Below are 11,367 nucleotides of genomic sequence, written 5' to 3'. Positions count from 1 at the left end.
CGACGGGCCCAAGACTGACCGCGGTGTCTCCCTCCTGGAGGCTCATCGGTACAAGTTGGGAATATCAAGAAATGATCCAAACTGAATCCCGGCTCGAAGTGGCCGACAACACGGGCGCGAAATCCGTCCTGTGTATCAAGGTGCTCGGTGGCTCCAAGCGGCGTTATGCCAGCGTGGGCGACGTCATCAAGGTCAGCATCAAGGAGGCCGCTCCGCGTGGTCGCGTCAAAAAGGGCGAGATCTACAGCGCAGTGGTGGTCCGCACCGCCAAGGGCATCCGCCGTGCCGACGGCTCGCTCGTCAAATTCGACAGCAACGCAGCCGTGTTGCTCAACGCCAAGCTGGAGCCTATCGGCACCCGCATCTTCGGACCGGTGACGCGCGAGCTGCGCACCGAAAAGTTCATGAAGATCGTGTCGCTGGCACCTGAAGTTCTGTAAGGACAACAACGCCATGAACAAGATTCGCAAAGGCGACCAGGTCATCGTGTTGGCCGGTCGTGACAAGGGCAAGCGCGGCACCGTCTCGCTTCGCAAGGACGACTCGCACGTCGTCATCGAAGGCCTGAACCTCGTCAAGAAGCACACCAAGCCGAACCCGCTCAAGGGTACGACCGGTGGCATCGTCGAGAAGTCCATGCCCATTCACCAATCCAACGTGGCGATCTTCAATGCCGCGACCGGCAAGGCCGATCGCGTGGGCATCAAGATCTCCCAGGGTGCTGACGGCAAGCGCGTGGCTGTTCGCGTCTTCAAGTCCAGCGGCGACGAAATCAAGTTCGCCTAAGAGGTACTCACATGGCACGTCTCCAACAACACTATCGCGAAAAGATCGCGAAAGACCTGACGGAAAAGTTCGGCTACAAGTCGCCGATGCAGGTCCCCCGTCTCACCAAGATCACCCTGAACATGGGTGTGGGTGAAGCGGTTGCTGACAAGAAGGTCCTCGACAACGCTGTTGCCGACCTCACCAAGATTGCCGGCCAGAAGCCTGTGGTCACCAAGTCGAAGAAGGCTATCGCCGGTTTCAAGATCCGCGAAAACCAGCCTATCGGCTGCATGGTCACGCTGCGTGGCGTGCAGATGTATGAGTTCCTGGACCGTTTCGTGACCATCGCGCTGCCGCGTGTTCGCGACTTCCGCGGCATCTCCGGCCGTGCGTTCGATGGCCGTGGCAACTACAACATCGGCGTCAAGGAACAGATCATTTTCCCTGAGATCGAGTACGACAAGGTCGATGCCCTGCGCGGTCTCAATATCAGCATCACGACGACGGCCAAGACCGACGAAGAAGCCAAGGCGCTTCTCGCGGGTTTCCGTTTCCCGTTCAAGAACTGAGGCGAACCATGGCTAAACAATCTTTGATCCAGCGCGAACTCAAGCGCGACAAGCTGGTTGCCAAGTTCGCTGCGAAGCACGCTGAACTGAAGGCTGCTTCCAACGACCTGAAGAAGAGCGACGAAGAACGCGCAGCCGCCCGCCTGGGCCTGCAAAAGCTTCCGCGCAACGCGAACCCGACCCGCCAACGCAACCGTTGCGCGATCACCGGTCGTCCGCGCGGCACCTTCCGTCAATTCGGTCTGGCTCGCGCCAAGATCCGTGAACTGGCTTTCGCTGGCGACATCCCCGGTGTCACCAAGGCCAGCTGGTAAGCCAGGCAGGAGCAAACAACATGAGCATGAGTGATCCCATTGCCGACCTGCTGACGCGTATCCGTAACGCGCAGATGGTGGCGAAGCCCACCGTGTCGGTCCCGTCTTCCAAGGTGAAGATCGCGATCGCACAAGTCCTGAAGGACGAGGGCTACATCGACGGCTTCCAGGTCAAGACCGAAGCCGGCAAGAGCGAACTTGAAATCGTCCTGAAGTACTACGCTGGCCGTCCGGTCATCGAGCGCATCGAGCGCGTGAGCCGTCCCGGCCTGCGTGTCTACAAGGCCAGTGCTTCCATTCCGCAAGTCCAGAACGGCCTCGGCGTTGCGATCGTCACGACCCCCCAGGGCGTGATGACCGACCGCAAGGCGCGCGCTACCGGTGTCGGTGGCGAAGTTCTGTGCTACGTCGCCTAACCGAGACATCGAGGAGTCACTGAAATGTCCCGAGTAGGAAAAATGCCGATCACCATCCCCGCTGGCGTGGATGTGTCGATCAAGGAAGACCAGATCAGCGTCAAGGGTACGGGCGGCACGCTCAACCTGGCCCGCAATGCCCTGGTCAAGGTCGTCAGCAATGACGGCAAGCTGAGCTTCGAGCCCGCCAACGATTCGCGTGAAGCGAATGCGATGAGCGGCACGATCCGCCAGCTGGTGAACAACATGGTGGTTGGCGTGACCAAGGGCTTCGAGAAGAAGCTCAACCTGGTCGGCGTCGGCTACAAGGCTGCGGCGTCCGGCGCCAAGCTGAACCTGCAGGTCGGTTACTCGCACCCGGTCAACATCGAAATGCCCCAGGGCATCACGGTGGCCACCGCGACCCCGACCGAAATCGTGATCAAGGGCGCTGACCGTCAACGCGTTGGTCAAATCGCCGCTGAGATCCGCGCTGTTCGTCCGCCTGAGCCTTACAAGGGCAAGGGCATCCGTTATTCGGACGAAAAGATCGTGATCAAAGAGACCAAGAAGAAGTAAGGGGCAGCAAAATGATGTTGACCAAAAAAGCACAGCGCCTTCGCCGCTCGCGCCAGACCCGCATTCGCATCGCGACGCAGGGCGTGGCCCGTCTGACGGTGAACCGCACCAACCTGCACATCTACGCCACCGTCATCTCCGACGACGGCACCAAGGTGATTGCAACCGCATCGACGGCCGAAGCCGAAATGCGTACCTCGCTCGGCGGTTCGGGCAAGGGCGGCAACGCCGCTGCAGCCACCGCCGTCGGCAAGCGCATCGCTGAAAAGGCGAAGGCTGCCGGCGTCGAGAAGGTCGCCTTCGACCGCGCAGGTTTCGCATACCACGGCCGCGTCAAGGCGCTGGCCGAGGCGGCTCGCGAAGCCGGTCTGCAGTTCTAACCGGACACGAGATTCAAAATGGCAAAGATTCAAGCAAGAACGCAGAACGAAGGCCCTGAGGACGGTTTGCGCGAGAAGATGATCGCGATCAACCGCGTCACCAAGGTGGTGAAGGGTGGTCGTATCCTCGGTTTCGCAGCACTCACGGTCGTGGGCGACGGCGAAGGCCGCGTCGGCATGGGCAAGGGCAAGTCCAAGGAAGTGCCCGCTGCAGTGCAAAAGGCGATGGAAGAAGCCCGTCGCAACCTGGCCAAGATCTCGATCAAGAACGGCACGCTGCATCATCGCGTGACGGGTCATCACGGCGCCGCTTCGGTTGTCATGATCCCCGCACCGAAGGGTACCGGCATCATCGCCGGCGGCCCGATGCGCGCCGTGTTCGAAGTCATGGGCATCACCGACATCGTGGCCAAGAGCCATGGTTCGTCGAACCCCTACAACATGGTTCGCGCCACGCTCGACGGGTTGAAGAACTCGACGACTGCATCCGCAGTGGCTGCCAAGCGTGGCCTGACCGTCGAAGAAATCTTCGCCTGAGCGCAAGCAATCGGAAGAGCATTCAAATGACGACGCAACAACAAACCCTCAAGGTGCAATTGGTCAAAAGCCCGATTGGCACCAAGGAATCGCATCGCGCGACCGTGCGTGGCCTCGGCCTGCGCAAGCTCAACAGCGTGAGCGAGCTGCAAGACACCCCGGCGGTGCGCGGCATGATCAACAAGATCAGTTATCTGGTCAAAGTTCTGTAAGAGAGACTGATATGGAACTCAATGGCATCAAGCCGGCAGCCGGCGCCAAGCACGCGAAGCGTCGCGTTGGCCGCGGTATCGGCTCTGGCATCGGCAAGACCGCAGGTCGCGGTCACAAGGGTCAGAAGTCGCGTGCGGGCGGTTTCCACAAGGTTGGTTTCGAAGGCGGCCAAATGCCGCTGCAACGTCGCCTGCCCAAGCGTGGTTTCAAGTCGCACCTGCTGAAGTTCAACGCCGAAGTCACGCTGACTGCCCTTGAGCAGCTCGGCCTGGCCGAAGTGGACGTCCTGGCGCTCAAGCAAGCCGGCCTCGTGGGCCAGCTCGCCAAGGTCGTCAAGATCATCAAGACCGGTGAACTCACCAAGGCCGTCAAGCTGACGGGCGTGGGTGCAACGGCTGGCGCCAAGGCTGCTATCGAAGCAGCCGGCGGCAGCATCGCCTGATCACCCTCGGACTGAAAGAAGTTCTTCGTGGCAACTAACGCGGCAACGATCGCAAAAACAGGCAAGTTCGGCGACCTCCGCCGTCGGCTCGTCTTTTTGCTGCTCGCGCTCGTGGTCTACCGGATTGGCGCGCACATTCCTGTGCCGGGTATCAACCCGGACCAGCTGGCGGCGCTCTTCCAGGGCCAGCAGGGCGGCATTCTGAGCCTGTTCAACATGTTCTCGGGCGGGGCGCTGTCGCGCTTCACCGTGTTCGCGTTGGGGATCATGCCGTACATCTCGGCGTCGATCATCATGCAGTTGATGACCTACGTGATTCCGACCTTCGAGCAATTGAAGAAGGAAGGCGAGGCCGGCCGCCGCAAGATCACGCAGTACACGCGCTATGGAGCGCTCGGTCTGGCCCTGTTCCAGTCGTTCAGCATTGCAGTCGCCCTTGAATCGTCGGTCGGTCTGGTGATCGCCCCCGGTTTCGGCTTCCGCATCACCGCGATGGTGAGCCTGACGGCCGGCTCGATGTTCCTGATGTGGCTCGGCGAGCAGATCACCGAACGCGGTCTGGGCAACGGCATCTCGATCCTGATCTTTGCGGGTATCGCGGCAGGTCTGCCGAGCGCTGTCGCAGGTCTGGGCTCGCTGGTGACCACCGGTGCGATGAACCCGATCATTGCGCTCTTCATCATCGCGGTCGTGGTCCTGGTGACCTACTTCGTGGTGTTCGTCGAACGCGGCCAGCGCAAGATCCTCGTGAACTATGCGCGGCGCCAGGTCGGCAACAAGGTCTATGGCGGCCAGTCGTCGCACTTGCCCTTGAAGCTGAACATGGCCGGTGTGATCCCGCCGATCTTTGCTTCGTCGATCATCCTGCTGCCCGCAACGGTGGTGGGCTGGTTCAGCACCGGTGAAGGCGGCTTCGGCTGGATCAAGAACATTGCCAGCGCACTGCGTCCGGGCGAGCCGATCTATGTGCTGCTGTACGCCGCTGCGATCATTTTCTTCTGCTTCTTCTACACGGCACTCGTGTTCAACAGCAAGGAAACGGCCGACAACCTGAAGAAGAGTGGTGCATTCATCCCGGGCATTCGTCCGGGTGACCAGACCGCTCGCTATATCGACAAGATTCTGGTTCGCCTGACGTTGGCCGGCGCGGTGTACATCACCTTCGTCTGCCTGCTGCCCGAGTTCCTGATCCTGAAGTACAACGTACCGTTCTACTTCGGTGGTACCTCCCTGCTGATCATCGTGGTCGTCACGATGGACTTCATGGCCCAGGTGCAAAACTACATGATGTCCCAGCAGTACGAATCGCTGCTGAAGAAGGCTAACTTCAAGACATCGTAGGGCTGTGAGTTTCAGTATTGAGAATATTGGGTATGGGCGGTGTACCGCCACGTTAAACAGTTTTAGGAGAATGAAATGAGAGTTTCGGCTTCGGTCAAAACCATCTGCCGTAATTGCAAGGTCATCCGCCGTAAAGGTGTGGTGCGTGTGATTTGCACCGACCCGCGCCACAAGCAGCGCCAGGGTTGATTGAAGAGTATTAGAGGACGCACATGGCACGTATTGCTGGCATCAACATTCCGCCGCACAAGCACGCTGAAATCGGCCTGACCGCCATTTTCGGTATCGGTCGCACCCGCGCCCGTCAAATCTGCGAAGCGAGCGGCATCGAATATTCGAAGAAGATCAAAGATCTGACCGACGGCGATCTCGAGAAGATCCGTGACCAGATCGCTCTGTTCACGATCGAAGGCGATCTGCGTCGCGAGACGACGATGAACATCAAGCGTTTGATGGACATCGGTTGCTATCGCGGCTTCCGTCACCGTCGCGGCCTGCCGATGCGCGGCCAGCGCACGCGCACCAATGCCCGCACCCGCAAGGGTCCGCGCAAGGCTGCGCAGTCCCTGAAGAAATAAGGATAGACCAGCATGGCTAAAGCACCTGCAAACAACGCCGCACAGCGCGTTCGCAAGAAGGTTCGCAAGAACGTTGCGGACGGTATCGCCCACGTGCATGCCTCGTTCAACAACACCATCATCACGATCACCGATCGCCAGGGCAACGCCCTGTCGTGGGCTTCGTCGGGTGGCCAGGGCTTCAAGGGCTCGCGCAAGTCGACCCCGTTCGCTGCGCAGGTCGCTTCCGAAGTGGCCGGCCGTGCTGCTGTCGAACAAGGCATCAAGAACCTCGACGTCGAGATCAAGGGCCCCGGCCCCGGTCGCGAATCGTCGGTGCGCGCACTGGCTGCGCTCGGCATCCGGATCAATTCCATTGCCGACGTGACGCCCGTCCCGCACAACGGCTGCCGTCCCCAGAAGCGTCGTCGCATCTGATCGTCAGTCCGCAAGGCGCAGCCAGCTTTCGAGCGGCTGCGCATTTGTTTTTTAACTAAGCCCACCGCCATCCGCGTCCCGCAGATGGCTCCCGCAGGCAACTGCGGCAGATGACACAAAGGAATACTCGTGGCACGCTACCTCGGCCCCAAGGCCAAACTTTCCCGCCGTGAAGGCACCGACCTGTTCCTGAAGAGCGCCCGCCGCTCGATTCAAGACAAGGCCAAGTTCGATTCGAAGCCCGGCCAGCACGGTCGCACTTCGGGTCAGCGCACCTCGGACTACGGTCTGCAACTGCGTGAAAAGCAGAAGGTCAAGCGCATGTACGGCGTGCTCGAAAAGCAGTTCCGCCGCTACTTCGAGGAAGCCGATCGCCGCCGTGGCAACACCGGCGCGAATCTGCTGTTCATTCTCGAATCGCGCCTGGACAACGTCGTCTACCGCATGGGCTTCGGCTCGACCCGCGCTGAAGCACGTCAGCTCGTGTCGCACAAGGCGATCACGGTGAACGGCCAGTCGGTCAACATCCCGTCGTACCTGGTCAAGACCGGCGACGTGATTGCCGTGCGCGACAAGTCGAAGAAGCAGAACCGCATTGTCGAAGCCCTTCAACTCGCCCAACAAGTCGGTATCCCCGCTTGGGTCGATGTGAACGCCGACAAGGCCGAAGGTACCTTCAAGAAGGTGCCCGATCGCGACGAATTCGCGGCCGACATCAACGAATCGCTGATCGTCGAACTGTATTCGCGCTGATATTTTTGTTCCCGCACACCTCGCGTGTGTGGGAAGCAAGTTTTTGTTGATCACGTTCCTGCCCCGTGCTTCGCTGCCGCGGGTCAGGTGCTTCACCAGCCTTACCGGTGTAACGAGCCGGGGGTATTGAGAGGAAGTCTGCATGCAAACCACCCTGCTGAAACCCAAGACCATTCAGGTCGAGCAACTTGCCGCCAACAAGGCCAAGGTCACGCTCGAACCTTTCGAGCGCGGCTATGGCCACACGCTCGGCAACGCGCTGCGTCGCGTTCTGCTGTCGTCCATGGTGGGCTATTCGGCCACCGAAGTCACGATTGCCGGCGTTCTGCATGAGTACTCGTCGATCGACGGCGTGCAGGAAGATGTCGTCAACATCCTTCTGAATCTCAAGGGCGTGGTGTTCAAGCTCCACAACCGCGACGAAGTCACGCTGAGCCTGCGCAAGGACGGCGAAGGCCCGGTCCTGGCATCGGACATCCAGACCCCGCACGACGTCGAGATCATCAATCCTGACCACGTGATCGCGCACCTGTCGCAAGGCGGCAAGCTCGACATGCAGATCAAGGTCGAAAAGGGTCGCGGCTATGTGCCCGGCACGATGCGCCGCTACGCCGACGAGCCCACCAAGTCGATTGGCCGCATCGTTCTCGACGCGTCGTTCTCGCCTGTCAAGCGCGTGAGCTACACGGTCGAAAGCGCCCGCGTCGAACAGCGTACCGACCTGGACAAGCTCCTGGTCGAAATCGAAACCAACGGTGCCATCACCGCTGAAGATGCGGTTCGTGCCTCGGCTAAAATCCTGGTCGAGCAGCTCGCAGTGTTCGCGCAGCTCGAAGGCGGCGAACTGGCTGCATTCGATGCACCGGCACCGCGCAGCGCACAGCAATTCGATCCGATCCTGCTGCGCCCTGTCGACGAGCTCGAACTCACCGTGCGTTCGGCCAACTGCCTGAAGGCCGAAAACATCTACTACATCGGTGACCTGATCCAGCGCACCGAGAACGAGTTGCTCAAGACCCCGAACCTGGGTCGCAAGTCGCTCAACGAAATCAAGGAAGTCCTCGCTTCGCGCGGCCTGACCTTGGGTATGAAGCTTGAAAGCTGGCCGCCGGCCGGTCTCGACAAGCGTTGATTTTTGTTTTGAATTGAGCCCTTGAGGGCTCGTGCCCGGGCAGTACCTGATACGGCTGCCTGTTTAATAAAGTAAAGGAAAAGCACCATGCGTCACGGACACGGACTTCGCAAACTCAACCGCACCAGCTCGCACCGCCTTGCGATGCTGCAGAACATGATGAACTCGCTCATCGAGCACGAAGTCATCAAGACCACGGTCCCCAAGGCCAAGGAACTGCGCCGCGTCATCGAACCGATGATCACGCTCGCCAAGAAGCCCACGCTCGCCAACAAGCGTCTGGCCTTCGACCGCCTGCGTGACCGCGACAGCGTCGTCAAGCTCTTCGCCGATCTGGGCCCGCGTTTCGCGGCACGTCCGGGCGGCTACACGCGCATCCTGAAAATGGGTTTCCGCGTGGGCGACAACGCGCCGATGGCGCTGGTCGAACTGGTCGACCGTCCTGAAATTAAAGAAGCAGATGCCGAGCAAGGCGCTGCTGAATAAGGTATAATTCCATCTTGCCGCGCGATGGAGCAGCCTGGTAGCTCGTTGGGCTCATAACCCAAAGGTCGCAAGTTCAAATCTTGCTCGCGCAACCAATTTAAAAGGCCCTTTGAATTTCAAAGGGCCTTTTTTCTTGGGTCTGTGAACTGAATGAATGAAGCCCTCGCAACGAGGGCTTTTCTACGTCTCGGATCTCTCATCGTGCCATGCTGACCAGCGGATCACGCTGCAGAAATTGCCGCGATGGAAGTGCGGTTTCCGATCCGCAATCTCATTGGCCGCAAGGCGTCCGGATGCCAGCAAGTGCCGGCCCAAAGCGGATTCGCCGATGCCGACACGATGCGGCGCGTGTCCAGCGTCAAGTAGGCACTCCGCCGGCGGTCTACCGCAAGCGCCACGCGCACGCCATCGGCTGACGGCGCGGTGTGGCGGAGCCAAGATCAGTCCGGAACGACCGCCGTGACCTCGATCTCGACCTTCGCCCGATGCTCGACCAGCGCCGCCACCTGCACGCAGGTCATCGCCGGGAAGTTGCGGCCCATCGCATCGCGATAGACCGGACCCAGCTCGGCCAGTCGCCGGGTGTATTCGTCCCGGTCCGTCACATACCAGGTCATGCGCACCATGTGCTCGGGACCGGCGCCGGCTTCGCGCAGCACTTCGGCGATGTTGCGCAGCGCCAGGCCGCATTGCTCGATGAAGTCGTCCGACTCGAACTGCTGCTGCGCATTCCAGCCGATCTGGCCACCGACGAACACCATGGTGCCGCGCGCGGCCACGCCATTCGCATAGCCCTTGGGGGGCAACCAGCCCGCCGGCTGCAAGAGTTTGTTGATCATGATGTGCTGTTGAGTTGTCTCAGTTTGAATCGCTGGAGTTTGCCGGTCTCGGTGCGCGGCAGCACCGTCACGAACTCGATCTCGCGCGGGTATTTGAAGGGCGCGATGGTGGCCTTCACATGGTCTTGCAGCGCCTTGACGAGCACTGCATCGCCTTCGTGGCCGGGCTTGAGCACGCAGAAGGCCTTCACGATCATGCCGCGGTCGGCGTCGGGCTTGCCGATCACGCCGCACTCGGCCACGGCAGGGTGCTTCAGGAGCGCGTCTTCGACCTCCGGTCCGCCGACGTTGTAGCCAGCCGTGATGATCATGTCGTCGGCGCGTGCCTGGTAGAAGAAGTAGCCGTCGTCGTCCTGCACGAACGAATCGCCGGGGTAGTTCCAGCCGTTCTTCACATAGTCGGTCTGGCGCGGATCGTCCAGATACCGGCAACCTACAGGTCCTTGCAAGGCCAGCTTGCCGACCGTGCCGTGCGGCACCTCGTCGCCCTTGTCGTCCACCACCTTCGCAGTGAAGCCGGGCACCGCCTTGCCGACCGCACCCTTGCGCACATCGTCGCCCGCAGCGGAGATGTAGATGTGGAACACCTCGGTGCCGCCGATGCCGTCGAGCATCTCGATGCCGGTGGCTTCCTTCCACAGCTGACGTGTGGCATCAGGCAGGGCCTCGCCTGCGCTCACGCTGATGCGCAGGCGGGGCATGCCGTGCTGCCGCACGAAAGGCGCCATCTGGCGATAGAACGTGGGCGCGGTGTAGCAGATGGTCGCACCAATCTCGTTGATGAGCTTCACCAAGCCTTCGGGCGTGAACGGCGCATCGGCGAAATACACGGAAGCGCCGGCCCACATCGGAAACACGAGCAGGCCGCCGAGCCCGAAGGTGAAGGCCAGCGGCGGCGATCCCACCACGATGTCGTCGCTGTGCGCCTTGAGCACGTGGCGCGGCCAGGTCTCGCACATGGCGAGCACGTCGCGGTGCGTGGTGACCGGCGCCTTGGGCTTGCCCGTGGTGCCGGATGTGAATGCGAGCAACGCGATGTCGTCCGCGGCTGTGGGGCATGCGGTGAACACGCCGCTTTTGCTCGCAGCACGCGCAGACAGCGAATCGGCCGCGTCGGGCTTGTTGAATGCAATCACCGTTGCGAGAACCGGATGCTCTTTCTGCGCAGTCACCAGTTCGTCGAGCAGCCGACCGTCACATAGCGCAGCGACAGGGCGCGCCTTCTCGATGATTTCGCCCAACTCCTTCGCGCGCAAAAGCGGCATCGTCGCCACTGCGATCAAGCCAGCCTTGACCACCGCGAGCCACGCGAGCGCCATCGCCACCGAATTGCCGCCGCGCAGCAGCACGCGGTTGCCCGGCACCAGCCCGAGGTCTTCGGTCAGCACCTGCGCAATGCGGTTGACTTCGACAACGGCCTGGTTGTACGTGAGCGTGCCGCTCGGCGAGCGCAGCATCGGCTTGTCGCCGAAGCCCTTGGCGTCGGCCTTGTCCAGCAGTTCCTCCACGAGGTTCAACTGGTCGGGCAGTTGCAGCTCGGGCAGGTCATAGCGAAACACCGGGAGCTGCTCGGCAGGCGGCAGGCGGTCGTGAACGAAGCGGTCGACTTGGGCAGACACGGTAT

At 61.0% G+C, this 11,367-nt stretch carries 19 protein-coding genes and 1 tRNA gene; 18 read left to right on the top strand and 2 right to left on the bottom strand.

Annotation, left to right across the window (positions count from 1 at the left end):
* Positions 1-71 precede the first annotated feature (71 nt).
* The 18 genes from rplN to ABIC90_RS03570 all read left to right on the top strand — a co-directional run bounded on the left by rplN (position 72) and on the right by ABIC90_RS03570 (position 8,999).
* The gene (gene rplN, locus ABIC90_RS03655; RefSeq protein ID WP_013544116.1) at positions 72-440 is read left to right on the top strand and encodes a 50S ribosomal protein L14; all 369 of its coding nucleotides are present in this window, start codon (positions 72-74) and stop codon (positions 438-440) included.
* 13 nt (positions 441-453) lie between these two features.
* Positions 454-786: a 50S ribosomal protein L24 gene (gene rplX, locus ABIC90_RS03650; protein ID WP_130427180.1), complete on the top strand. Its 333-nt coding sequence runs from the start codon at positions 454-456 to the stop codon at positions 784-786.
* 11 nt (positions 787-797) lie between these two features.
* Entirely contained in the window at positions 798-1,337 is a 540-nt protein-coding gene (gene rplE, locus ABIC90_RS03645) for a 50S ribosomal protein L5 (RefSeq protein ID WP_013544114.1), read from the top strand.
* A gap of 8 nt (positions 1,338-1,345) precedes the next feature.
* Entirely contained in the window at positions 1,346-1,651 is a 306-nt protein-coding gene (gene rpsN / locus ABIC90_RS03640; RefSeq protein ID WP_093436359.1) for a 30S ribosomal protein S14, read from the top strand.
* A gap of 20 nt (positions 1,652-1,671) precedes the next feature.
* Positions 1,672-2,067, top strand: coding sequence for a 30S ribosomal protein S8 (gene rpsH / locus ABIC90_RS03635; protein WP_013544112.1), 396 nt, complete (start codon positions 1,672-1,674; stop codon positions 2,065-2,067).
* A 24-nt stretch (positions 2,068-2,091) separates the two neighbouring features.
* Positions 2,092-2,625, top strand: coding sequence for a 50S ribosomal protein L6 (gene rplF, locus ABIC90_RS03630; RefSeq protein ID WP_354352681.1), 534 nt, complete (start codon positions 2,092-2,094; stop codon positions 2,623-2,625).
* Between the two features lie 14 nt (positions 2,626-2,639).
* Positions 2,640-3,005 carry a 50S ribosomal protein L18 gene (gene rplR, locus ABIC90_RS03625; protein WP_041944073.1) on the top strand — a complete coding sequence of 122 codons (366 nt, stop codon included), beginning with the start codon at positions 2,640-2,642 and terminating at the stop codon, positions 3,003-3,005.
* A gap of 18 nt (positions 3,006-3,023) precedes the next feature.
* Positions 3,024-3,542, top strand: coding sequence for a 30S ribosomal protein S5 (rpsE, locus tag ABIC90_RS03620; RefSeq protein ID WP_013544109.1), 519 nt, complete (start codon positions 3,024-3,026; stop codon positions 3,540-3,542).
* 26 nt (positions 3,543-3,568) lie between these two features.
* Positions 3,569-3,754 carry a 50S ribosomal protein L30 gene (gene rpmD / locus ABIC90_RS03615; protein ID WP_009124818.1) on the top strand — a complete coding sequence of 62 codons (186 nt, stop codon included), beginning with the start codon at positions 3,569-3,571 and terminating at the stop codon, positions 3,752-3,754.
* 11 nt (positions 3,755-3,765) lie between these two features.
* A complete protein-coding gene (gene rplO, locus ABIC90_RS03610) occupies positions 3,766-4,197 on the top strand; it encodes a 50S ribosomal protein L15 (protein WP_013544108.1) in 432 nt (143 codons plus the stop codon).
* A 27-nt stretch (positions 4,198-4,224) separates the two neighbouring features.
* The gene (gene secY, locus ABIC90_RS03605; protein WP_354352680.1) at positions 4,225-5,538 is read left to right on the top strand and encodes a preprotein translocase subunit SecY; all 1,314 of its coding nucleotides are present in this window, start codon (positions 4,225-4,227) and stop codon (positions 5,536-5,538) included.
* 75 nt (positions 5,539-5,613) lie between these two features.
* Positions 5,614-5,727 carry a 50S ribosomal protein L36 gene (rpmJ, locus tag ABIC90_RS03600; protein WP_013544106.1) on the top strand — a complete coding sequence of 38 codons (114 nt, stop codon included), beginning with the start codon at positions 5,614-5,616 and terminating at the stop codon, positions 5,725-5,727.
* A 23-nt stretch (positions 5,728-5,750) separates the two neighbouring features.
* Entirely contained in the window at positions 5,751-6,116 is a 366-nt protein-coding gene (gene rpsM / locus ABIC90_RS03595; RefSeq protein WP_093243005.1) for a 30S ribosomal protein S13, read from the top strand.
* A gap of 12 nt (positions 6,117-6,128) precedes the next feature.
* A complete protein-coding gene (rpsK, locus tag ABIC90_RS03590; protein WP_009124825.1) occupies positions 6,129-6,533 on the top strand; it encodes a 30S ribosomal protein S11 in 405 nt (134 codons plus the stop codon).
* Positions 6,534-6,662: 129 nt separating this feature from the next.
* Entirely contained in the window at positions 6,663-7,286 is a 624-nt protein-coding gene (gene rpsD, locus ABIC90_RS03585; protein WP_009124826.1) for a 30S ribosomal protein S4, read from the top strand.
* 142 nt (positions 7,287-7,428) lie between these two features.
* Positions 7,429-8,418: a DNA-directed RNA polymerase subunit alpha gene (locus tag ABIC90_RS03580; RefSeq protein ID WP_009124827.1), complete on the top strand. Its 990-nt coding sequence runs from the start codon at positions 7,429-7,431 to the stop codon at positions 8,416-8,418.
* An 87-nt stretch (positions 8,419-8,505) separates the two neighbouring features.
* Positions 8,506-8,904: a 50S ribosomal protein L17 gene (gene rplQ / locus ABIC90_RS03575; RefSeq protein ID WP_013544103.1), complete on the top strand. Its 399-nt coding sequence runs from the start codon at positions 8,506-8,508 to the stop codon at positions 8,902-8,904.
* Between the two features lie 18 nt (positions 8,905-8,922).
* Positions 8,923-8,999 (top strand) — tRNA-Met (locus ABIC90_RS03570).
* A gap of 345 nt (positions 9,000-9,344) precedes the next feature.
* Here the strand turns inward: ABIC90_RS03570 and ABIC90_RS03565 are convergent.
* Together ABIC90_RS03565 and ABIC90_RS03560 are read right to left on the bottom strand one after the other, a co-directional pair.
* The gene (locus tag ABIC90_RS03565) at positions 9,345-9,743 is read right to left on the bottom strand and encodes a RidA family protein (RefSeq protein WP_354352679.1); all 399 of its coding nucleotides are present in this window, start codon (positions 9,741-9,743) and stop codon (positions 9,345-9,347) included.
* Entirely contained in the window at positions 9,740-11,362 is a 1,623-nt protein-coding gene (locus ABIC90_RS03560) for an AMP-binding protein (RefSeq protein ID WP_354352678.1), read from the bottom strand. The genes ABIC90_RS03565 and ABIC90_RS03560 overlap by 4 nt, the downstream gene beginning before the upstream one ends.
* Positions 11,363-11,367 lie beyond the last annotated feature (5 nt).

It is taken from the genome of Variovorax boronicumulans, assembly GCF_040544675.1.
Classification (GTDB): Bacteria; Pseudomonadota; Gammaproteobacteria; order Burkholderiales; family Burkholderiaceae_C; genus Variovorax; species Variovorax boronicumulans_D.
Note: the sequence above shows the minus strand (reverse complement) of the source record. Positions and strands in the feature narration are given on the sequence as shown.

Bases quoted from the DNA above. Each gene is read 5' to 3' on its own strand.
- rplN (WP_013544116.1), top strand. From the start codon at position 72: ATGATCCAAACTGAATCCCGGCTCGAAGTGGCCGACAACACGGGCGCG.
- rplX (WP_130427180.1), top strand. From the start codon at position 454: ATGAACAAGATTCGCAAAGGCGACCAGGTCATCGTGTTGGCCGGTCGT.
- rplE (WP_013544114.1), top strand. From the start codon at position 798: ATGGCACGTCTCCAACAACACTATCGCGAAAAGATCGCGAAAGACCTG.
- rpsN (WP_093436359.1), top strand. From the start codon at position 1,346: ATGGCTAAACAATCTTTGATCCAGCGCGAACTCAAGCGCGACAAGCTG.
- rpsH (WP_013544112.1), top strand. From the start codon at position 1,672: ATGAGCATGAGTGATCCCATTGCCGACCTGCTGACGCGTATCCGTAAC.
- rplF (WP_354352681.1), top strand. From the start codon at position 2,092: ATGTCCCGAGTAGGAAAAATGCCGATCACCATCCCCGCTGGCGTGGAT.
- rplR (WP_041944073.1), top strand. From the start codon at position 2,640: ATGTTGACCAAAAAAGCACAGCGCCTTCGCCGCTCGCGCCAGACCCGC.
- rpsE (WP_013544109.1), top strand. From the start codon at position 3,024: ATGGCAAAGATTCAAGCAAGAACGCAGAACGAAGGCCCTGAGGACGGT.
- rpmD (WP_009124818.1), top strand. From the start codon at position 3,569: ATGACGACGCAACAACAAACCCTCAAGGTGCAATTGGTCAAAAGCCCG.
- rplO (WP_013544108.1), top strand. From the start codon at position 3,766: ATGGAACTCAATGGCATCAAGCCGGCAGCCGGCGCCAAGCACGCGAAG.
- rpmJ (WP_013544106.1), top strand. From the start codon at position 5,614: ATGAGAGTTTCGGCTTCGGTCAAAACCATCTGCCGTAATTGCAAGGTC.
- rpsM (WP_093243005.1), top strand. From the start codon at position 5,751: ATGGCACGTATTGCTGGCATCAACATTCCGCCGCACAAGCACGCTGAA.
- rpsK (WP_009124825.1), top strand. From the start codon at position 6,129: ATGGCTAAAGCACCTGCAAACAACGCCGCACAGCGCGTTCGCAAGAAG.
- ABIC90_RS03580 (WP_009124827.1), top strand. From the start codon at position 7,429: ATGCAAACCACCCTGCTGAAACCCAAGACCATTCAGGTCGAGCAACTT.
- rplQ (WP_013544103.1), top strand. From the start codon at position 8,506: ATGCGTCACGGACACGGACTTCGCAAACTCAACCGCACCAGCTCGCAC.
- ABIC90_RS03565 (WP_354352679.1), bottom strand. From the start codon at position 9,743: ATGATCAACAAACTCTTGCAGCCGGCGGGCTGGTTGCCCCCCAAGGGC.